This is a genomic window from Micromonospora sp. DT41 (assembly GCF_049841715.1).
Classification (GTDB): Bacteria; Actinomycetota; Actinomycetes; order Mycobacteriales; family Micromonosporaceae; genus Micromonospora; species Micromonospora profundi.
Genome location: NZ_JBNCKU010000007.1, coordinates 189,319 through 209,653, shown reverse-complemented (window position 1 = coordinate 209,653; position 20,335 = coordinate 189,319). Strand labels below are relative to the sequence as shown.

Genomic DNA, 20,335 nt, shown 5'->3' with positions numbered 1-20,335 from the left:
ACATGACCACTACCACTCGCATCGAACGACACCACTACGACGTCGTCGTCATCGGGGCCGGCGGCGCCGGTCTGCGCGCGGCGATCGAGGCCCGGCTCGCCGGCAAGAAGACCGCGATCATCTCCAAGTCGCTCTTCGGCAAGGCGCACACTGTGATGGCCGAGGGCGGCGCCGCCGCCGCGATGGGCAACGTGAACAGCCGGGACAACTGGCAGGTGCACTTCCGCGACACCATGCGCGGCGGCAAGTTCCTCAACAACTTCCGGATGGCCGAGCTGCACGCGAAGGAGTCGCCGCAGCGCATCTGGGAGCTGGAGACGTACGGCGCGCTCTTCGACCGCACCAAGGACGGCAAGATCTCGCAGCGCAACTTCGGTGGCCACGAGTACCCCCGCCTTGCGCACGTCGGCGACCGCACCGGCCTGGAGCTGATCCGCACACTCCAGCAGAAGATCGTCTCGCTTCAGCAGGAGGACAAGCGCGAGTTCGGCTCGTACGACGCGCGTATCAAGGTCTTCTCCGAGACCACGATCACCGAGCTGCTGCTCGACGGTGACCGGGTCGCCGGCGCGTTCGGCTACTACCGGGAGTCCGGGGAGTTCATCCTCTTCGAGGCGCCCGCCGTGGTGCTGGCGACCGGCGGCGTCGGGCGCTCCTACAAGGTCACGTCGAACTCGTGGGAGTACACCGGCGACGGTCACGCGTTGGCGCTGCGCGCCGGGGCGACTCTGATCAACATGGAGTTCCTCCAGTTCCACCCGACCGGCATGGTCTGGCCGCCCTCGGTGAAGGGCATCCTGGTCACCGAGTCGGTCCGCGGTGACGGCGGCGTGCTGAAGAACTCCGAGGGCAAGCGGTTCATGTTCGACTACGTCCCCGACGTCTTCCGCAAGCAGTACGCGGAGACCGAGGAGGAGGCGGACCGCTGGTACACCGACCCGGACAACAACCGCCGTCCCCCGGAGCTGCTGCCCCGCGACGAGGTGGCCCGCGCTATCAACAGCGAGGTCAAGGCCGGTCGGGGCTCCCCCGCCGGTGGCGTCTTCCTGGACATCGCGAGCCGGCGTTCGGCCGACGAGATCCGGCGACGGCTGCCGTCGATGTACCACCAGTTCAAGGAACTGGCCGACGTCGACATCACGGCCGAGCCGATGGAGGTCGGTCCGACCTGTCACTACGTGATGGGCGGCGTCGAGGTGGACCCGGATTCGGGTGCGGCCTTCGGCCACGTACGCGGGCTGTTCGCCGCCGGTGAGGTCTCCGGTGGCATGCACGGCTCCAACCGGCTGGGCGGCAACTCCCTGTCCGACCTGCTGGTCTTCGGCAAGCGGGCCGGTGGGCACGCGGCCAGTTACGCCGACGGGCTGGACGCCCGGCCGAAGGTCGCCGTGGACGCCGTCGAGGCGGCTGTGGAGACCGCTCTCGCGCCGCTGCAGCGGGACACCGGCGAGAGCCCGTACACCCTCCAGCAGGACCTCCAGGCGGTCATGGGGGATCTGGTCGGCATCATCCGTCGCGAGGGTGAGCTGGCTGACGCGCTCGTACGGCTGGCCGAGCTGCGCGAGCGGGTGGCGAAGGTGAGCGCTGTCGGCGGTCGGCGCTACAACCCGGGCTGGCACCTGGCCCTGGACCTGCGCAACATGCTCGTGGTCTCGGAGTGCACCGCGAAGGCGGCGCTGGAGCGGCAGGAGTCGCGCGGCGGGCACACCCGGGAGGACTACCCGGCGATGGAGCCGAAGTGGCGGCAGGTCAACCTGGTCTGCTCGCTGGACGGCGACACCGTACAGCTGACCCGTAAGCCGCTGCCGAAGATGCGGCCGGAGCTGATCGGCCTCTTCGACCGGGCGGAGCTGGCCAAGTACCTCACCGACGAGGAGCTCGCCGACTTCGACGCTCTCGTCGCCGACGCTGGAGAGGCGGACAACCGATGAGCGCGAAGCGTCAGTTCCGGATCTGGCGGGGCGACGAGTCCGGCGGTGACCTTCAGGACTACATGGTCGAGGTGAACGAGGGCGAGGTCGTCCTCGACGTCATCCACCGCCTGCAGGCCACCGACGCGCCCGACCTGGCCTGCCGGTGGAACTGCAAGGCCGGCAAGTGCGGCTCCTGCTCCATGGAGATCAACGGCAAGCCGCGGCTGGGCTGCATGACGCGGATGTCGACCTTCGAGGAGACCGAGACGGTGACGGTCACCCCGCTGCGCACCTTCCCGATCATCCGGGACCTGGTCACCGACGTCTCGTTCAACTACGAGAAGGCGCGGGAGACGCCGGCGTTCGCCCCACCGGCGGACGTCGCTCCGGGCGACTACCGGATGCAGCAGGTCGACGTCGAGCGCTCGCAGGAGTTCCGCAAGTGCATCGAGTGCTTCCTGTGCCAGACCGTCTGCCACGTGATCCGTGACCACGACGAGAACAAGCCGGCGTTCTCCGGCCCGCGGTACTTCATCCGGGCAGCGGAACTGGACATGCACCCGCTGGACGCCCGGACCGACCGCAAGGAGTACGCACAGGCCGAACAGGGCCTCGGCTTCTGCAACATCACCAAGTGCTGCACGGAGGTTTGCCCCGAGCACATCAAGATCACTGACAATGGGATCATCCCCATGAAGGAACGGGTCGTCGACCGCAGGTACGATCCCCTTGTGTGGCTTGGTAGCAAGATCTTCCGTCGGGGCGAGACGCCCCAGACCAGCGTGACCACCGCCCGTCAGGGCTCGGCGACGTCGCCGGGCGCGGCAAGGGGCGGGGTGCACTCGCACGCGGGTGGCTCGCACGACCCGCAGGCCGAGGCGCAGGCGCAGAGCGGCGTCAACTGGCACCGGGAGGTGCCCCACCCGACCGCGCCAGCGGTCGACGAGCGGGGCAAGCTGCCGCTTACCGAGTTGACGTTCGACAGGCCTGCCGCGCCGTCGCCGTTCGGCGACGACGTGACCTTCCCGCTGCCTCCGGACGAGCTCAACTTCGCCCACCCGGACCAGGACAAGCACTAAACGGACAACGCGAGGGGCCGGCGGCACAGCCGCCGGCCCCTCGCTGCACTCCGCCCTCACCGCGCGCCCGCCCGTGCCCACCGCGCGCCCGCCCGCGCCCACCGCGCCCACCGCGCTCCTGCGCTTCCGCGCCGCGGCTCCGGCTCCGGCTCCGGCTCCGGGGAACCTTCGTGCGGCGTTACAGGGTTTTGAGCAGGGGCCGTAGGGCCGTCACGATCGGTGCGTCGGCGGGGAGCCAGGTCACCGAGTCCAGTTCGTCGGCGGCCAGCCAGCGCAACCCCTCGTGTTCCAGGGCCTGCGGCTCGTCGTCGCCCACCAATCGCGCGGCGTACACCTTCAGCACCGACCGACCGTGGGCCATCCGCACGTTGCGGCCGACCCGGTCGCCGATCTCGACGCGTACGGCCAGTTCCTCGACGCACTCCCGGATCAGCGCGTCGGTCTCGGTCTCCCCCGGTTCGACCTTTCCACCAGGGAATTCCCACATGCCGGCCACCTCCGGCGGGGCGGCACGCGCGCACGCGAGCACCCGCCCGTCCCGGATGATCGCCGCCCCGACGATCACTTTCAGGTCCCGTCGATCGCCCTGCCCGCCACCACTCGCCCGTTCGGTCTGCACGGGCGTCCAGGGTGCCAGATCAATCGGCGGTTTGGGTGCCGTCGTCGTCCGCAAGGCCAACAGAACACGGAAGTGTGGGCGTGGACACCTCCCACGAGCGGGGACAAACTAGAGAGCACCGACAAGACACGGGATGGCGACGATTTGGCCACAAGCCGACAACGGCGCTTGGGGGGTGCGGTCATGCGGGTGTTGTTCAACAGCCGAGCCAAGCACGACTATCTGTCCGACGCGTTGACCCTGTTATCCGGGTGGACGCGGGAGGGCGAACAGATCCGGCGAACCCTCGTGATCGACGATACCCAACACGCGGCGTTGACAGAACGGGTGAAGGTGGTTGCGGACGCACTGCACCTACGCCCCGAGATCAGCCGTCGGTCCGACAGCACCCAGATCCGGGTCGGGCACGGCAACGGCGAGCCTCTGACCGAGGGCGAGGTCCTGCTGGCCGCCCGCATCGAGGACGCGTACCGGGCGGTCACCGAGTCCTGAGCCTGACCGCGCCACGGCGGCTGGCGCCGGTTTTCTAGCCTTGAAGGCATGGCGAACATCGCGTACGACCGCAAAGAGCAGGTCCAGCAGATCGAGAGCGGACTCCTCGAGGGCGAGCAGATCATCGCCGTCTACGACGCCGTGGGCACCGGCACCGGGTTCATCGGGCTCACCGACCGGCGGGTGATCATCCAGGACCGTTCCTTCGTCGGGAAGCGGTTCGCGATCACCAGCATCCCGTACTCGAAGATCACCAGCGTGAGCGTGGTCAGCAACAAGTCCTGGGGCGGGTCGTTCTTCTCCACCGGTGCGATAGCCATCCACGTCGGCACGCACACCTACGAGGTGGAGTTCCGTGGCGCGCAGAAGAGCCACCACGTACACAACGTGATCCTGCACCACATCTCCTGACCACACGCGCTACGGGCCCGGCTGGCGTAATTGCCTTGCCGGGCCCCGGCTGTCTCTGGTGTCCTCACTCGACAGCCGCCGGAAGGGAGCAGCGACATGCCCAACACGACGAAGTCCCCCGAACCCACCGTCATCCGACCTGAGGAATCGAGACTTCGTGAGCAGACCTGCTCAGAGCCCCTGTGACATCCTGACCAACCTCGGAGGCCGCTGATGTCGGTCTTCGACGATCCCGGCCTGTTCGGCCGGCTGTGGGCCGCCGACTACGACAGCGGCGACACCAACCCCGACCCGATGCCCGCCGTCGACTTCCTGGCCGACCTGGCCGACGGCGGCCCGGTCCTCGAACTGGCGATCGGCACCGGCCGGATCGCACTGCCGCTGGCCGAGCACGGTCTCACAGTGCACGGCATCGAGGCGTCCGAGGAGATGCTCGCCCAGATGCGGGCCAAGCCCGGCGGCGACCAGATCCTGGTGGCCGTCGCCGACATGGCGGACGTACCTGTGACAGGTGAGTTCCGGCTCGCGTACCTGGTCTTCAACACGCTGTTCAACCTGGTCGACGCCGAGCGGCAGGCGGACTGCTTCCGCAACGTCGCCCGGGTGCTGTCACCCGGCGGCGCGTTCGTGATCGAGACGTTCGTGCCCGACCCGCGTGACTTCGACGCCGACGAGCAGGTGCAGGTTCGTGCCGTCACCGAGGACTCGGCGACGATCCGGTTGCACTCCTACGACCGGTCGGCGCAGCGGTTCATCCGGCAGACCATCACGTTCGACGGTGACGGTGTGCACCTGAAGCCGTTCGCCATGCGGTACGCCTGGCCGCACCAGATCGACGAGATGGCGCAGCAGGCGGGGCTGCGGCTCACCGAGCGGTACGCCGACTGGCACCGGCGACCGTTCGACGCGAACAGTCCGGCGCACATCTCCGTCTACCGCAAGCAGTAGTGGCGGTTGGTCGGCTCCGGTTCAACAGCGTCGGGAGGCACCAACGCCTCGCCGTCAGGGAACCGGAGCCGGCCTTGCCAGCGGTCGCGAGGACCGGCCTTCCTTCCGCGCTGGATTCCGCAGGTGGCCGAGGGAGCCGGGCAGGAGCACTCGCGTGTTGATCAGGCGAGCGGAGCGGGAAGCGCCGCTTGCCCCTCGATCACCTTCTCCACCACATCGACGCGCTGCCGGTGCAGGATGTCGCCGTTCAGCGGTTCGCCCGGCACGTTGATACAGCGCTGGCCCGGCGCGGCATCGCAGACCGGGCATACAAGGAACAGCCCACCGGCCGGCATCAGTTCGACCCCCTGGGCCAGGGCCGATCTGCCGATCTTGACCAGCGCCCCGTAGAGGTTGCCATCCTGGTGCCGTGCCGCGGCAGCTGCGACATCGTGCATCCCTTCCCAGAACTGCTCGACGGCCCTTGGCTCGTTGATGTCGATACGCACGGCAGCACATGCCCCTCCGCCGATCGATCAAACGTTGACGCGGGGGCCCTGCCAACCTGTCGATCATGGTGCGGTCGTCACCGGGACCAGTGCCCGACGCTGCTTCCGAGGTCGTCCGGCCTCGGCCCGTCTACACCTCTGCCGGCAGTCGGACTGCCGACAGCAGGCCACTCCCCGACTACGACATGGATGCCCCGTTGAAGGCGATCAGGCGGCTGATGTTGGAGTCGAGCGGGCTCATCACCGTCGCCCTGCGGCGGACGTACATCGAGACGGGCAGCGGCAACTTCCGCACCGACCTCGCGGGCCTGAAGAGCTACCGGCTGGACGACACCTGGCTGACCAGCCCCTGGTCGCACATCGAACCGGCGATGGCGTACCAGCTCGGCCTACCGATCCTGATCCTGCGCGAGAAGGACGTCCCTGAGGAGGGTCTGCTCCAGAAGGGCGTGGTCGGCATGTACATGCCGGAGTTCGACCTCGACGGGTCGACCGAGAACTACTTCGACTCGCCTGAGTGGAACGACCTGATCTTCAAGTGGGAGGCGCAGGTCCGGGCCGTCGTAGACCGCAAAGGGCTGCCGCCGCAGCTCTACTGAGCCGGGCGGGTGACGGGTAACCCCTGATCAACGTTGTGGCAGTGCCCGGTCCGTCGGACAACAGGATGTCGATCATCGTACGCCGCATGGGGTCGCCGATCGCCGACCACGGTTCGTCGTGAACGGTGGTGCTCACGACGTGGTGCTCACGGAACCCTGTCTCGGTCATCCGGACGAGCGTGCCCGCGCCACTCGGCACCAGGTCGAAGGTGATGAGCAGTGCCTGCCCGCTGCGGTCCGTGTCGGTGAAGCACCTGTCATACCGGTGGCGCACAATCTCGCGCATGTCTGAGCCAACGCCACACGGCCACCACTCCATCGACTACGTGGAGTTCACGGTCACCGACCTCGAAATTGCCAAGCGCTTCTACGCCGACGCGTTCGGCTGGCAGTTCAACGACTACGGGCCGGGATACGCCGGCATCCGCAGCCCGCACGGCGAAACCGCACCCGAGGTGGGCGGCCTCCGTGTGGATAAGGAAGTCCGGGCGGGCGGCCCGCTCGTGCTGCTCTACTCGAAAGACCTGGACCAGTCCGTGCAGGCCGTCAAGGACGCCGGCGGTCACGTGGTGAACGGGCCGTACGAGTTCCCCGGCGGGCGGCGCTTCCACTTCACCGACCCCAGCGGCAACGAGCTGGGCGTCTGGGCCGAGCGGTAGCAGCCCAGGCCGGCCTTCTCAGACCGTTGTGAGGCCGAAGGCGAGTCGGGCGATCTTAGCCGGGTCGCGGCCATCCGCGCGGCTCGTTCCCGGCCGCCGACCGGTGCCGCACCTCAGCGGCCGTCGGCTGCACCAGGTCCGAGCTTGACCTGTGCGCGATCAGCAGCAGCGGACTGCACAGCTAGGATCAGCGGGTGGTTGCGACCAGCGGAGTCACGGACGCGGAGCGGTTACGCCGCATTGAGGCCGTGACCGATGCGACGCTGTCCCGGCTCGACGCCGCCGACCTCTTCGACGAGCTGCTCGACCGGGTCCGCGAGCTGCTGCGCGTCGACACCGCCGCCATCCTGCTTCTCGACGTCCACGCCCGGCAGCTTGTCGCGACCGCCGCCAAAGGGCTGGAGGAGGAGGTCCGGCAGGCATTCCGGGTCTCCGTTGGCCGGGGCTTCGCCGGTCGGATCGCCCTGACCCGTCAACCAGTGATCATCGAGCAGGTCACCGCCGAGCAGGTGATCAATCCGGTCCTGCTGCAAACCGGGGTGAAGTCCCTGCTCGGTGTGCCGATCTTCGCGCGCGGTGATCTCATCGGCGTCCTGCACGTAGGGACTCTCACGCCACGCCGGTTCGCACCCGACGACGTCCGGCTGCTCGAACTCGTCGCCGACCGGATCGGCGTGGCGAACCAGGCCCGCGCGCACAGCCTGGACCAGAGCGCCGCCCTGGCTCTGCAACGGAGCCTGCTCCCCACGGAGCTGCCCAAGGTGCCGAATCTGGAGATGGCCGCCCGCTACGTCCCCGGTCACGTCTCCGGAGTGGGCGGCGACTGGTACGACGTCTTCCCCCTGCCGTCGGGGTGGTTGGGAGTGGTCATCGGTGACGTGTCGGGGCACGGACTCCAGTCGGCCGTGGTGATGGGTCGGATCCGGAGTGCGCTGCGCGCGTACGCCCTGGTGTCGCACGATCCAGCCGAGGCGCTGACCCTCCTCGACCGCAAGGTCAACCACTTCGAGACCGGCAGTCTCAGCACCGCGCTGTACGCGATGATCTCCCCGGACGGTACGACGATCAAGGTCTCCCTGGCGGGGCATCTGCGCCCCGTGATGGTCGTGCCTTCGGAGCCCACCGCCCTGCTTCCCGCCAGGGTCGACCCGCCGCTCGGCATCCGCCACCGGATTCCGCAGCGGCGCAGTACGACTGTGGACTTCCCGCCCGGTGCGGTCCTGGTCTGCTACACCGACGGGCTCGTCGAACGCCGTGGCGAATCGATCGACACCGGCATCGGCCGGCTGGCGGCCGCCGTTCCGCTCGAACCTGCCGAGACCGTCTGCGCCGCCGTCATGGCGACCCTCGACACCGAGAACCCCAACGACGACATCGCCCTGCTGGTCATCCGTCGAACGGCGCCCTGACCGCTCGCTGGCCACCTCGGGCATCTGATCGGATCGGGCCGCTACGGTCGGGCGGGGCCGGGGTCCGTTCAGCCAAGCTCGATGTCGAAGGGAGGTCTCGTGATCGCGGCACTCAATCGACTTGTCGATCTGGTGGAGAAGCACCTCACCGATGACGTCGACGTCAACGAACTGGCCAAATCGCTCGGCACCACCGAATACCACCTGCGCCGGATGTTCTCGTCGTTGGCTGGCATGCCCCTGTCGGAGTACGTGCGCCGACGCCGCATGACCGTGGCCGCAGCCGACGTCGTACGGGGGGACGGCGATCTGCTGAGCATCGCCGTCCGGCACGGGTACGGCTCGACCGAGGCGTTCGGTCGTGCGTTCCGGGCGGTCCATGGCGCCGGCCCCGGTGACGTTCGTCGCGACGGAGGTCCCCTTCGCACACAACCGCAGCTCAGGTTCCGCCTGACAGTCGAAGGGAGCATCCCCATGCACACTCGTATCGTGGAACGCCCCGCGTTCCGGCTCGCCGGATACGCGGCTCGGGTCCCGCTCATCCACGAGGGCGTCAATCCGCACATCCAGCAGCACATCTCCGGCCTGCCGATGGAGGCGCATCTCCAATTGAAGGCCCTCAGCGACACCGACCCGGCAGGGCTACTGCAGGTCAGCGACAACGTCGACCCCGACGCCACCGAGGGCAGCGAACTGACGTACCTGCACGGGGTTGCGGTGTCCCTGGACACGCCGGTCCCCGACGACCTCGACGCCATCGAGGTGCCGGCCGGCAGGTGGGCGGTATTCCGCAGCGCCGGGCCCTATCCGCAGACGCTCCAGAGCACCTGGGCCGCGACGGCCACCGAGTGGTTCCCGTCCAACCCGTGGCGCCTGCGGCCCGGCCCGTCGATCGTTTCGATGGTGGAGCGCGCGGACGACTTCAGCACCGCGACCTGCGAGCTGTGGCTACCTGTCGAACCGACCTGATCCGAACGACGGGCAATCCGGACGGCATCCCGGCCCGTGTGTCTGCTGTCGCAGGCACACGGGCGTCCGGGATCCGGCCGGACGTCACGACTCTGCGGGGCTGGCCAGGTCCAGGAACATCACATGCAGCCCCACCAGGCCGTGCTCTGGATGATCGAACGCTTCGGGGACGGTGGCGAGCACCTCGAAGCCCAGCGACCGCCACAGTCGCACGGCCACCTCGTTGGTCTCGACCACAGCGTTGAACTGGATACTGCGGTATCCGCTGCGCCGCGCCCAGTCGACGACGTGCTGGCCCAGGTGCCGACCGACGCCACGGCCCGCGTGCGCCGGATCGACAATGAAGCTGGCGGTCGCGACGTGGGCTCCACGGCCGGGCCGGTTGGGGCCCATCTTGGCGCTGCCAAGCACTGTCGACCCATCAACCGCGACGACGGTACGCCCCGGCGGAGCTTCCATCCACAGCCCACGAGCCTGGTCCAGAGTGAGATCCTCCGGGTAGGCGTACGTGTGCCCCGCTGCGACGATCTCGCTGAAAAAGGGGTAGATCGCAGGCCAGTCGGCGTCCTCGGCGTCACGGATCATCACCGGATCACCGTAGGGGCTGCTCGACGGGGTGGGCAACGCGATTCAGCCCAGCCGGGCGTCGAGCACGTGACGCCGCGCATCTATCTGCTGCCCAACCAGTACGGAGGCGGCGGTGGTGAGATGCTCATCGGTCCGTGCCGGTCGCGAACGTAGGTGCCGTAGTCCACGAAATGACGACGGCGGCCCAGGTAATGCGCATAGTGCTCGAAGTGCCACCGGCAATTCTCGATGAACTCCGCGTGATCACCCAATCCGAGGCGATCGCAGACGGTTGCGAACTCGTCTAAGCCGTCCAGCAGTTCCGCACACTGCTCCGCTGTCGCGCCATCCGGCCCCCACAGCACGCCCACTGGAAGTTCATGGATCGCGTAGGCGATCCAGTCACGGTCGCGGGCATAGCCGAGTCGGTCATCGGACTGCTGATCGGATTCCACACGACATTGTGAGCCGCAGGAACCAGCCACGAGAAGCGACGTGGATCAGGCAGACGTCGGACCGGAACTAGACGTTGAAGCGGAACTCCACCACGTCGCCGTCCTGCATGACGTACTCCTTGCCCTCGATGCGGACCTTGCCCGCCGCCTTGGCCGCCGCCATCGATCCGTGCTCGACCAGGTCGTTGTAGGAGACCACCTCGGCCTTGATGAAGCCGCGCTGGAAGTCGCTGTGGATGACGCCTGCGGCCTCCGGCGCTGTGGCGCCGACCGGGACGGTCCAGGCGCGCGCTTCCTTGGGGCCTGCGGTGAGGTACGTCTGGAGGCCGAGGGTGCGGAAGCCGACCCGGACGAGCTGGTTGAGGCCGGGCTCGTTCTGCCCGATCGACTCCAGCAGCTCGCGGGCCTCGTCCTCGGGCAGGTCCACCAGCTCAGATTCGATCTTGGCGTCCATGAAGACGGCCTCGGCGGGGGCGACCAAGGCGCGCAGTTCGTCGAGGAACGCCTCGTTTGCCAGCTCGGCCTCGTCGACGTTGAAGACGTAGAGGAACGGCTTGGTGGTGAGCAGGTGCAGCTCGCGCAGGTGCTCCAGCTCGATCTTGGCAGCGGCGGCCCCGGAGTACAGGGTCGTGCCGCCGTCGAGGACCTCGATGGCAGCCTTCGCGGCGGCGACGGCGGCCAGGCGGTCCTTGCGGAGCTTGGCCTCCTTCTCCAACCGCGGCAGCGCCTTGTCGAGGGTCTGGAGGTCGGCGAGGATCAACTCGGTGTTGATCGTCTCGATGTCGTCGGCCGGGGAGACCTTGCCGTCGACGTGCACCACGTTCGGGTCGGAGAAGGCCCGGACGACCTGGCAGATCGCCGAGGCGTCCCGGATGTTGGCGAGGAAGGCGTTGCCCCGGCCCTGCCCCTTCGACGCGCCGCGCACCAGGCCGGCGATGTCGACGAACGACACCGGGGCGGGCAGCACCTTCTGCGAGGAGAAGATCTCGGCCAGCTTGCCCAGCCGCTCGTCGGGGAGCCCGACCACGCCGACGTTGGGCTCGATGGTGGCGAACGGGTAGTTCGCCGCCAGCACGTCGTTCTTGGTCAACGCGTTGAAAAGCGTGCTCTTGCCGACGTTGGGCAGGCCGACGATGCCGATGGTGAGACTCACGACGAGCCAGCTTACGCCGGTGCCGACCAGGCGGGTCCAGCCGGCTCCGATTCGGCCGTCAGTACGGCCAGACGATCATGGTCGACGAGGCTGTCAGCCGATCAGGCGTGGGGCGATGACCGTCTCCTGGACGCTGCCGTCCGTCGAACGGCTCACCTCGTACGCGGAGACGCCCTCGCGGTCGGCGACCGCCTCGACCAGCTCGGTCCCCCGGTAGACCAGGCCGACGCCGTCATCCGTGCAGTGGCTGGTCGGCAGCGTCCCGTTGCCGACCAGCTCGTGCATCAACGGTCGCCGCTGGGCCTCGCTGTCGTAGTGCACCCCGTTGCCGTACGGCAGCCAGCCCAGCCCGTCGGTGAAGCCGCGCAGCCGCAGGCCGAAGCTGTCGGTGGCACCGCCCACATGCCAGCAGATCGAGCCGGCGGACACGCCGCCCAGCACCACGCCGGCCTGCCAGCACTCGTGCAGGATCTCGCCGAGGCCGTGCACCCGCCAGACCGCCACCAGGTTGGCGACACTGCCACCACCGACCCAGATCACATCCTGGGCGAGCAGGTGGGCGCGGACGTCGTCGACGTTCGGCATCGGGAACAGCGCCAGGTGCGACGGCCGGAACCGGGTGTCGGCGAACGCGCCGTAGATGGCGGCCAGCGATGTGGGCTGGTCACCGACGGCCTGCCCGAGGTAGCAGATCCGTGGCTGCGGGCCGGCCTCGGCCAGCTCGGCGGCCAGCTCGAAGACCGGGCCGGGACGCAGATCCAGCGGACCGCGGTCTCCCCGGCTGAAACCCATGCTTGTGGCGAGGATCGTCGGTGCGCTTGCGGGCATGGGCGTCCCTTCCGTCGGTGCGGTGCCGCGTCCATCCTGCCCCAGCCGCCGAACGGCCGGGGGCGCACCCACGCAGCGGACGGCCCCTCCACGCCGGCGAGATGAGCTGGCGCGGCGTCAGCTCGGCCGCCGCTGACGGGGCACCGCACCCTCGGGCCAGTGCCCCGGCGGCAACTCGTCCAGCGGCCGGTCGGTCGGGGGTAGTTGCGCGGCGGCGGCGCGGGGCAGCGTGAACCGCTCAGGGGCTGCCGGCCCGGCCCACACCGACTCGCGCAGCATCCAGCGCACCTCGTCGGCCGTCCAACCCAGCCCCGGTCGGGTGGCGATCTCCCGGACCAGCCGCCGACCGGGCCGGGTGTCATCGTCGTAGAAACGCATGCACCAGTGGTGTGTCCACATCCCGAGTGCCCGGAGGCCCGCGTCGTCGAGCGACCGCACCAGCCGGCCGCAAGCGGTGTCGGCGAACGCCTGCTCGGGGTCGGCGGCCCGGTCCCGCTCGATGGCACCGACGGCGGCCGGCGCGACGGCCCGCATCCGGCGGTAGAAGGACTGCACGACGGCCCGGGGCAGCGGCGGGAAAGCGCCAGGTGTCGACGCCGCCGCCCGATCCGCCACGCTCGCCATCGCCGTACCCCTTCTTGAGTTGGTGGCCGGACGTTACCCGCCACGACCGACACTTTCGGACGGACAACACCGTCGAACGTGGATAGCGGCGACGAGCTGAGGCGTCTGTAGAGGTGACAACGAAAGGGAGGTGGTTGTGGACGAGGACGAACGACTCCGACTGGCCGAGTTCGTCAGCAGCCGGACTCCGGCGCTGATGCGGATCGCGTACCTGTTGACCGGGGACCGGAACGCAGCCGAGGACCTCCTGCAGTCGGCGCTGGCGCGAGCCATCCCGAAGTGGGCGACCATCCGCCACACCGACCCCGAGGGGTACCTGCGCGTGGTGATGTACCGCCAGCAGATCAGCTGGTGGCGGCGCCTGCGCCGGTGGCGGGAGACGCCGCTCAATCCGGCGGACGAGCCGGTAGGCGCCGACCCGAGCGGTGGGTCGGACGTGCGGTTGGCGATGCGCGCCGCGCTGCGGCACCTGCCGCCGGCCCAACGGGCGGTGGTGGTCCTGCGCTATTACGAGGACCTGCCCGAGGCCCGGGTCGCCGAACTGCTCGGCTGCTCGGTAGGCACTGTGCGCAGCCGTACCCACCGGGCGGTCACCCGACTGCGGGAGTTGCTACCGGAGATCGAACTGCTGGAGGTACGGCGATGACCGAGCCCTTCGAGCACCTCATCCGCTCCACCCTCACCGACCTGGCTGAGGAGGCACCGATCGTGCATGACCAGTTGAGCCGAGCGGAACGGCGGGTACGCCAGCGGCGTCGCGTCACGGTGACGATGGGGGCGGTGGGCACCGTGGCCGCCATCCTGATCGCGGCACCCATCGCCCTCGCCGCGACCGGCTCCGACCAGCCGCGACCCGTCGCGCCCAGCCCGGCCGGCCCCGCTGCCGAGCCGCCCACCGCACCCGGGCCACCCGGCGTGCCGGCTCCTCCGACCGCGAAACCGACTGACGTTCCCGCCGCGCCCGGCGTACCCAGTTCGGGTCGACCGACCGACGCGCCGGCCCCGCCGCCGCCCGGCAGCCCGGCGGGACCGCCCGGTGCGCCGGGCCGCCCGGCGGAACCTCCGCCGCCGGGGGTTCCGACCGCCAGTGCGAACGCGCCCGGGCAGCCAGCCCGCTGAGCTGATTCCCGGCCGGTCAGGCCGAGTACCGCTCGGGGCCTGACCGGCCGGACCGCTTCCTCGACGGCGCTGCTCCCCCTGGTCCACAGCCAGGTCCGATTCCCGCCAGCCGAAGCCCATCCGGGCGGGGCATCATCGGTGGCGTGGAGATGGACTTCGAGCGGTGCTACCGGGCCGTGGACAGCCGTGACCAGCGGTTCGACGGCTGGTTCTACACCGGCGTGACGTCCACCGGCATCTACTGCCGGCCGTCCTGCCCGGCAACCACACCCAAGCGACAGAACGTCCGTTTCTTTCCGTCCGCAGCGGCGGCGCAGGGCGCGGGGCTGCGCGCCTGTCGCCGCTGCCGACCCGATGCCGCACCCGGCTCCCCCGAATGGGACGTCCGCGCCGACGTGGTCGGTAGGGCGATGCGACTGATCGCCGACGGGGTCGTGGATCGCGACGGCGTACCGGGGTTGGCCGCCCGCCTCGGCTACACCGAGCGGCACCTGCACCGGATGCTGCGCGCCGAGATGGGTGCCGGGCCGCTCGCGCTGGCCCGGGCGCAGCGGGCGCAGACCGCCCGGATCCTGATCGAGACGACCGACCTGGGAATGACCGAGGTCGCGTTCGCCGCGGGCTTCGGCAGTGTGCGGCAGTTCAACGACACGATCCGAGAGGTGTACGCGGGCGCGCCGTCGGACCTGCGCACGGCCCGGGGCCGGCCCGAGGTGGCGACCGGGGCGGGAACGATCACGCTCCGACTGGCGTACCGACCGCCGTTGCACGCGCGGGCGCTCCTGGACTTCCTGGCGGTGCGGGCGCTGCCGGGGGTGGACGAGGTGCGCGACGGGACGTACCACAGGGGTTTGCGGTTGCCGCACGGCACCGGTCAGGTGGCGCTGACCCCGACCGACGGGTACGTGGCCGCGACGCTGCGCCTGGCCGACGTGCGTGACCTGGCGCCGGCGGTGGCCCGCTGCCGCCGCCTGTTCGACCTGGACGCGGACCCGACAGCTGTCGACGGGACACTGGCGGCGGACCCGGCGCTGGCCCCGGTGGTGGCGGCGGAGCCGGGCATCCGCGTTCCCCGGTCGGTGGACGGCTTCGAGATGGCCGTACGCGCCATCGTCGGCCAGCAGGTCTCGGTCACCAGCGCCCGCACCACCCTGACCCGCCTCCTCCTCGCCGCCCGCCCTCCCCTCCCCCAGCCCGGCACCCCTTCCCCGCCCGGCACCCCGTCCCCGCTCGATGATCATGAGGTTGACGTGCCGGATGGAGATCAAACCCCCCGCCAACCTCATGATCACCGGAGCGGGGGAGCGGGCGGGGGGCCGGGTGGGGGGTTTCTTGGCGCTGGGGAGGTGCTGGGGGTGCCGGATTCGGGGTTTGGGATGCCTGTTCGGCGGCGGGAGACGCTGCGGGCTCTGGCTCGGGCGGTTGTCGACGGGACTGTGGACCTGGCGCCGGGAGGTGACCGGGAGGGAACCGTCCGGCAGTTGCTCGCGCTGCCCGGCATTGGCCCGTGGACAGCGAACTACCTGGCCATGCGCGCCCTCGGCGACCCGGACGTCCTGCTCGACACCGACCTCGCGGTCCGACGCGGCGCCGCCGCACTCGGCCTGCCCGACACCACCCTCCACGCGCACGCCGAACGCTGGCGGCCCTGGCGGTCCTACGCCACGATCAGACTCTGGAGAGCGGCATGAACATCGACAGCACCATCACGAGCACGCCGACCGGCCCATTGAGCATCCTCGCCGGCCCGGACGGCGACGTCCTGGCGGCCGGCTTCACACCGGACCCGGCGGCCCTGCTGCCCCTGATCCACCCGACCCTGCGCGCGCCGCTGCGGCAGCGCACCGACCTCGGGCCCGTCACCGCCGCCGTCCGGTCCTACCTCGACGGTGACCTCGCCGCCATCGACGCCGTCCCGGTGCGGCAGCACACCGGAGGCGTGTTCATGGCCCACGCCTGGCAGGTGCTGCGGTCAGTCCCGGCCGGCACCCCGGTCACCTACACCGGGTACGCGGCGCTGGCCGGCCGACCACCGGCGGTACGGGCAGCCGCGGCTGCCTGCGCCCGTAACGCGGCGGCGCTGTTCGTGCCCTGTCACCGGGTCCTGCGCACCGATGGCAGCCTCGGTGGCTACCGCTGGGGGCTCGACGTGAAGAGGTGGCTGCTCGGTCACGAGCAGCGGTTGACAACAAGCTGACAGCAACATCGACAGATATTGACGCTACCGTCGGGTAGTGCCTGTGGAGAGCGACGGCGACCCGGCCGCCCGGGCCGCCTCGGGCACCCACTCCGTGCACAACCTCTGGCGGCTGCGCCGCTACCTGCGCCCGTACGCCGCCGAGTTCGCCTGGTTGCTTGTCGCGGGGCTCGCGGGCACTGCCGCCGGGATCGCCGTACCCCTTGTGGTGCAGCGGGTGGTGGACGGGCCGATAGCCCGGCACGAGCCCGCGGGGCTGCTCCAGCTCGGTGGCCTGGCGCTGCTGCTCGGCGTGGCCGAGGCGGTGCTCATCTTCGTCCGCCGCTGGGTGCAGTCGTCCTCGGCGGTGGGCATGGAGGCGACTCTGCGCGCCGACGTCTACGCCCACCTGCAACGGCTGCCGGCGAGCTTCCACGACCGCTGGCAGTCCGGCCAACTGCTCTCCCGGATCACCAGCGACCTGTCGGTGATTCGCCGGTTCCTCTCGTTCGGTGTGTTCTTCCTGGTGCTGAACCTGGCCACCTACGTGGTGGTGGTGCTGCTGCTGATCCGCCTGCACGCCGCGCTCGGGCTGCTTGTCGCGGCCAGCGCGGTGCCACTGCTGCTGATCGCCCGACGGTTCGGCAGGCACTACCACACCGCGTCCCGCCGGATGCAGGATCAGCAGGGCGATGTGGCGACGCTTGTCGAGGAGACCGCGCAGGGTCTGCGCACCATGAAGGCGTACGGCCGGGGGCCCGAACTTGCCGCCCGTTTCGCCGCCGGCGCCCGGACCCTGCACGACACGGGCGTCGGCAAGGGCCGGCTGCTCGCCAACACCGCGGCGCTGCTCGACCTGGTGCCCAACGTGACGCTCGGCGTGGTGCTGGTGGCCGGGGCGGCCGCCGCCGCGCGGGGTGTGCTCACCATCGGCGAGCTTGTCGCGTTCGCGAGCCTCCAGCTGATGCTCATCTGGCCGGTGCAGTCGCTGGGCTGGATCATCGCCAACGGTCAGGAGGCGGCGACCGCCGCCGACCGGATCCAGGAGGTGCTGGACACCCCACCGCAGATCGTGGACGCGCCCGAGGCGCTCACGTTGTCCCGCGACGCGGTACGCGGAAGGCTCCGCTTCGAACGCGTCGCCTTCTGTTATCCGGGCACCGCCGCGCCGGTGCTGCGCGAGATCGACCTGACCATCGAGCCGGGCGAGACGCTGGCACTGGTCGGCGCGACCGGCAGCGGCAAGAGCACGTTGCTCTCCCTCGTGCCCCGGCTGCACGAGGTGACCGGCGGCCGGATCACACTGGACGGGCACGACCTGCGTGATCTCCGGCTGGCCTCGCTGCGTCGACTGGTCGGGGTGGCGTTCGAGGAACCCACGTTGTTCTCCATGTCGGTGCGGGAGAACCTCACACTGGGCCGCCCGGACGCCGACGACGACGAGGTCCGCGCCGCCCTCGCGCTCGCCCAGGCCGACTTCGCGTACGACCTGCCGTGGGGGTTGGCCACCCGGGTGGGTGAGCAGGGGCTGTCGCTGTCCGGCGGTCAACGCCAACGGCTCGCGTTGGCCCGGGCGGTGCTGGGGCGGCCGGCACTGTTGGTGCTCGACGACCCGCTGTCCGCCCTGGACGTGCACACCGAGGCGCTTGTCGAGGCGGCGCTGCGGCAGGTCCTGCGCACCACCACCGCGCTGCTTGTGGTGCACCGGCCGTCGACGATCTCACTTGCCGACCGGGTCGCAGTGCTCGACGGCGGCCGGATCGTCGCTGTCGGCCGGCATTCCGAACTGCTGGCCACAGTACCCGCGTACCGCGCGCTGCTCGCCGCCGAGCCACCACCGAGCGGAGGCGATGGGTCCAGTTCCCCCACCTCCGACGGGTGGGGGTTGGTGCGCTCGTGACTGTGCCGCAGCAGGCAGGCCCACCGCCGGAGGAACAAGAGCAGGAGCAGGAGCCGGAGCTGACGCGCTGGCGCGGCACGGCCACCGACCCGGAGGCCGACCGCAGCCAGGCCGAGGAGAGCACCCCCGAGGCGGTGGCCCGGCTGCGCCGACACAGTCGGGCACTTCTGGCCGACCTGCTCCGCCCGCACCGGCGGCGGCTGGCCGCCGCGATCGGCCTGCTGCTGGCCCAGAACGCCGCCGCGATGGCCGGGCCGTACCTGGTGATGGTCGGCATCGACCGGGGCATCGCGCCGCTGCGGGCCGGGGACGCCGGGCCGCTCGCCGCCGTCGCCGCCGCGTTCGCCGTCGCCGCGGTGACCGAGTACGCGGCCCGGCGTGGGTTCCTGACCCTCTCCGCCCGGATCGGCCAGGCCGTCCTGCTTGACCTGCGGCAGCGGGTGTTCGGGCACTTCCTGCGGCTGTCCGTGGGCTTCCACGAGCGCTACACCTCCGGCCGGATGGTCTCCCGGCTGACCAGCGATCTGGACTCGATCGCCGAACTCGTCGACGGCGGCATCGACAGCCTGGTGCTGGCCGCGCTGTCGATCCTGTCGGTGGCCGCCATCCTGCTCTGGATGGACCTGCCGCTGGCGGCGGTGACGCTGTTCGCGTTCCCGTTCCTGTTCGTGCTGTCCCGCTGGTTCGCGCGGGCGTCGGCCGGCGCGTACCGGCGTACCCGGGAGGCGGTCGCGCTCGTCATCGTGCACTTCGTCGAGTCCATGCGGGGCATCCGTGCGGTGCAGACGTTCCGCCGGGAGCCGCGCAACCAGCGGATCTTCGTGGCGCTCGGCGACGACTACCGACGTTCCAGCCTGCACGCGTTCCGCCTGATCGCCACGTACTCCCCGGCGATCAAGCTGATCGGCAACGTGACGATCGCCGTGGTGCTCTGCTACGGCGGCTGGCGGGTGCTCGGCGGGCACACCGAGGTCGGGGTGCTCGCCGCGTTCCTGCTGTACCTGCGCCGCTTCTTCGAGCCGATGCAGGAGCTGAGCCAGTTCTACAACTCGCTCCAGTCGGCCACCGCCGCGTTGGAGAAGCTGGCCGGGGTGCTCGACGAACGGCCCGCCGTCGCCGAGCCCATCCGGCCGGTTCCGCTGCCGACCGGCAGCGGTCGGGGGGAGCTGACCTTCCGGGCGGTCTCGTTCGGCTACCTGGCAGGCACCCCGATCCTCGACGGGTTGGATCTGACAGTGCCGGCCGGGCAGACCGTCGCGCTGATCGGGCCCACCGGCGCGGGCAAGTCGACAATCGCCAAGCTGGTCGCCCGGTTCCACGACCCGGACACCGGCACGGTACGCCTCGACGGTGTCGACCTGCGCGAGGTGGTCGACGCCGACCTGCGCCGCGCGGTGGTGCTTGTCACCCAGGAAAACCACCTGTTCAGCGGCACCGTGGCCGAGAACATCCGGTTCGGCCGCCCGGACGCCGACGACGCCGAGGTCCAGGCCGCCGCGCAGGCCATCGGCGCGCACGACTTCATCGCCGCGCTTCCCGACGGGTACGCCACGCAGGTGCACAGGCGCGGCGGTCGGCTCTCCGCCGGGCAGCGGCAGCTCGTCGCGTTCGCCCGGGCGTTCCTGGCCGACCCGACAGTGCTGATCCTGGACGAGGCGACGTCCTCGCTTGACGTGCCGACCGAACGGCTCGTGCAGCGGGCACTCGGCACCATCCTGCGGGACCGGACCGCCCTGGTGATCGCACATCGGCTCTCCACAGTGGAGACTGCCGACCGGGTGCTCGTCCTCGACGGCGGACGCCTCGTCGAGGACGGCCCACCCGCCGTGCTGGCCGCGGCCGGCGGCCGGTACGCGGCCCTGCACCGGCAGTGGCGCGACTCGCTGGTCTGAGCCCGGTGCTGCGCAACTACGTGGCCCGGCACCCT

At 70.2% G+C, this 20,335-nt stretch carries 22 protein-coding genes; 15 read left to right on the top strand and 7 right to left on the bottom strand.

The features are described 5' to 3' along the window. Nucleotides 1-2: 2 nt before the first annotated feature. Both ACLQ23_RS15895 and ACLQ23_RS15890 read left to right on the top strand, forming a co-directional pair. Nucleotides 3-1,931 (top strand): fumarate reductase/succinate dehydrogenase flavoprotein subunit, encoded by a 1,929-nt coding sequence (locus ACLQ23_RS15895; protein WP_425880766.1) that lies wholly within the window; start codon nt 3-5, stop codon nt 1,929-1,931. Beyond that, nucleotides 1,928-2,992, top strand: coding sequence for a succinate dehydrogenase/fumarate reductase iron-sulfur subunit (locus ACLQ23_RS15890; protein ID WP_355590817.1), 1,065 nt, complete (start codon nt 1,928-1,930; stop codon nt 2,990-2,992). The genes ACLQ23_RS15895 and ACLQ23_RS15890 overlap by 4 nt, the downstream gene beginning before the upstream one ends. Before the next feature lie 178 nt (nt 2,993-3,170). On the opposite strand, the gene ACLQ23_RS15885 is transcribed toward ACLQ23_RS15890, so the two are convergent. Further along, the gene (locus ACLQ23_RS15885) at nt 3,171-3,611 is read right to left on the bottom strand and encodes a (deoxy)nucleoside triphosphate pyrophosphohydrolase (RefSeq protein WP_425734845.1); all 441 of its coding nucleotides are present in this window, start codon (nt 3,609-3,611) and stop codon (nt 3,171-3,173) included. A 183-nt stretch (nt 3,612-3,794) separates the two neighbouring features. On the opposite strand from ACLQ23_RS15885, the gene ACLQ23_RS15880 reads away from it, so the two are divergent. The 3 genes from ACLQ23_RS15880 to ACLQ23_RS15870 all read left to right on the top strand — a co-directional run bounded on the left by ACLQ23_RS15880 (nt 3,795) and on the right by ACLQ23_RS15870 (nt 5,462). Beyond that, on the top strand, nt 3,795-4,103 hold the full coding sequence (locus tag ACLQ23_RS15880; RefSeq protein ID WP_053660437.1) for a 4a-hydroxytetrahydrobiopterin dehydratase: 309 nt from the start codon (nt 3,795-3,797) through the stop codon (nt 4,101-4,103). Nucleotides 4,104-4,151: 48 nt separating this feature from the next. Further along, the gene (locus tag ACLQ23_RS15875) at nt 4,152-4,514 is read left to right on the top strand and encodes a PH domain-containing protein (RefSeq protein ID WP_030337500.1); all 363 of its coding nucleotides are present in this window, start codon (nt 4,152-4,154) and stop codon (nt 4,512-4,514) included. Between the two features lie 213 nt (nt 4,515-4,727). Continuing rightward, on the top strand, nt 4,728-5,462 hold the full coding sequence (locus ACLQ23_RS15870; protein WP_425880765.1) for a class I SAM-dependent DNA methyltransferase: 735 nt from the start codon (nt 4,728-4,730) through the stop codon (nt 5,460-5,462). Between the two features lie 161 nt (nt 5,463-5,623). Here the strand turns inward: ACLQ23_RS15870 and ACLQ23_RS15865 are convergent, their stop codons facing one another. Further along, a complete protein-coding gene (locus tag ACLQ23_RS15865) occupies nt 5,624-5,950 on the bottom strand; it encodes a zinc finger domain-containing protein (protein WP_355590808.1) in 327 nt (108 codons plus the stop codon). Nucleotides 5,951-6,147: 197 nt separating this feature from the next. Between ACLQ23_RS15865 and ACLQ23_RS15860 the strand changes: the two genes are divergently transcribed. The 4 genes from ACLQ23_RS15860 to ACLQ23_RS15845 all read left to right on the top strand — a co-directional run bounded on the left by ACLQ23_RS15860 (nt 6,148) and on the right by ACLQ23_RS15845 (nt 9,586). After that, nucleotides 6,148-6,549, top strand: a complete 402-nt coding sequence (locus ACLQ23_RS15860) for a hypothetical protein (RefSeq protein ID WP_425880764.1) — start codon at nt 6,148-6,150, stop codon at nt 6,547-6,549. Between the two features lie 284 nt (nt 6,550-6,833). Continuing rightward, nucleotides 6,834-7,208, top strand: a complete 375-nt coding sequence (locus ACLQ23_RS15855) for a VOC family protein (RefSeq protein WP_355629842.1) — start codon at nt 6,834-6,836, stop codon at nt 7,206-7,208. Between the two features lie 194 nt (nt 7,209-7,402). After that, nucleotides 7,403-8,617 (top strand): PP2C family protein-serine/threonine phosphatase, encoded by a 1,215-nt coding sequence (locus ACLQ23_RS15850; protein ID WP_355590799.1) that lies wholly within the window; start codon nt 7,403-7,405, stop codon nt 8,615-8,617. Between the two features lie 99 nt (nt 8,618-8,716). Further along, the gene (locus ACLQ23_RS15845; protein WP_355590796.1) at nt 8,717-9,586 is read left to right on the top strand and encodes an AraC family transcriptional regulator; all 870 of its coding nucleotides are present in this window, start codon (nt 8,717-8,719) and stop codon (nt 9,584-9,586) included. A gap of 84 nt (nt 9,587-9,670) precedes the next feature. Here ACLQ23_RS15845 and ACLQ23_RS15840 read toward each other — a convergent pair whose 3' ends face one another. The 5 genes from ACLQ23_RS15840 to ACLQ23_RS15820 form a co-directional block, all read right to left on the bottom strand. After that, a complete protein-coding gene (locus ACLQ23_RS15840; protein ID WP_425734897.1) occupies nt 9,671-10,171 on the bottom strand; it encodes a GNAT family N-acetyltransferase in 501 nt (166 codons plus the stop codon). 83 nt (nt 10,172-10,254) lie between these two features. Further along, entirely contained in the window at nt 10,255-10,608 is a 354-nt protein-coding gene (locus tag ACLQ23_RS15835; protein WP_355590790.1) for a hypothetical protein, read from the bottom strand. Nucleotides 10,609-10,675: 67 nt separating this feature from the next. Next, complete coding sequence (gene ychF, locus ACLQ23_RS15830; protein ID WP_355590787.1) at nt 10,676-11,761, bottom strand: redox-regulated ATPase YchF; 1,086 nt, start codon at nt 11,759-11,761, stop codon at nt 10,676-10,678. Nucleotides 11,762-11,854: 93 nt separating this feature from the next. After that, nucleotides 11,855-12,589 (bottom strand): Type 1 glutamine amidotransferase-like domain-containing protein, encoded by a 735-nt coding sequence (locus ACLQ23_RS15825; protein WP_425880763.1) that lies wholly within the window; start codon nt 12,587-12,589, stop codon nt 11,855-11,857. 117 nt (nt 12,590-12,706) lie between these two features. Beyond that, on the bottom strand, nt 12,707-13,213 hold the full coding sequence (locus tag ACLQ23_RS15820) for a hypothetical protein (protein ID WP_355590782.1): 507 nt from the start codon (nt 13,211-13,213) through the stop codon (nt 12,707-12,709). A gap of 136 nt (nt 13,214-13,349) precedes the next feature. Between ACLQ23_RS15820 and ACLQ23_RS15815 the strand changes: the two genes are divergently transcribed. The 6 genes from ACLQ23_RS15815 (at nt 13,350) to ACLQ23_RS15790 (ending at nt 20,300) form a co-directional block, all read left to right on the top strand. Next, nucleotides 13,350-13,859 (top strand): SigE family RNA polymerase sigma factor, encoded by a 510-nt coding sequence (locus ACLQ23_RS15815; RefSeq protein WP_355590779.1) that lies wholly within the window; start codon nt 13,350-13,352, stop codon nt 13,857-13,859. Continuing rightward, nucleotides 13,856-14,332, top strand: coding sequence for a hypothetical protein (locus ACLQ23_RS15810; protein ID WP_425880762.1), 477 nt, complete (start codon nt 13,856-13,858; stop codon nt 14,330-14,332). The genes ACLQ23_RS15815 and ACLQ23_RS15810 overlap by 4 nt, the downstream gene beginning before the upstream one ends. Nucleotides 14,333-14,475: 143 nt before the next feature. Beyond that, a complete protein-coding gene (locus ACLQ23_RS15805; protein WP_355590773.1) occupies nt 14,476-16,023 on the top strand; it encodes a DNA-3-methyladenine glycosylase 2 family protein in 1,548 nt (515 codons plus the stop codon). Continuing rightward, the gene (locus tag ACLQ23_RS15800; protein WP_355590771.1) at nt 16,020-16,529 is read left to right on the top strand and encodes a methylated-DNA--[protein]-cysteine S-methyltransferase; all 510 of its coding nucleotides are present in this window, start codon (nt 16,020-16,022) and stop codon (nt 16,527-16,529) included. Before ACLQ23_RS15805 ends, ACLQ23_RS15800 begins: the two co-directional genes overlap by 4 nt. A gap of 37 nt (nt 16,530-16,566) precedes the next feature. Continuing rightward, a complete protein-coding gene (locus ACLQ23_RS15795; protein WP_355590768.1) occupies nt 16,567-18,408 on the top strand; it encodes an ABC transporter ATP-binding protein in 1,842 nt (613 codons plus the stop codon). Between the two features lie 2 nt (nt 18,409-18,410). Next, nucleotides 18,411-20,300, top strand: coding sequence for an ABC transporter ATP-binding protein (locus ACLQ23_RS15790; RefSeq protein WP_425734896.1), 1,890 nt, complete (start codon nt 18,411-18,413; stop codon nt 20,298-20,300). Nucleotides 20,301-20,335 lie beyond the last annotated feature (35 nt).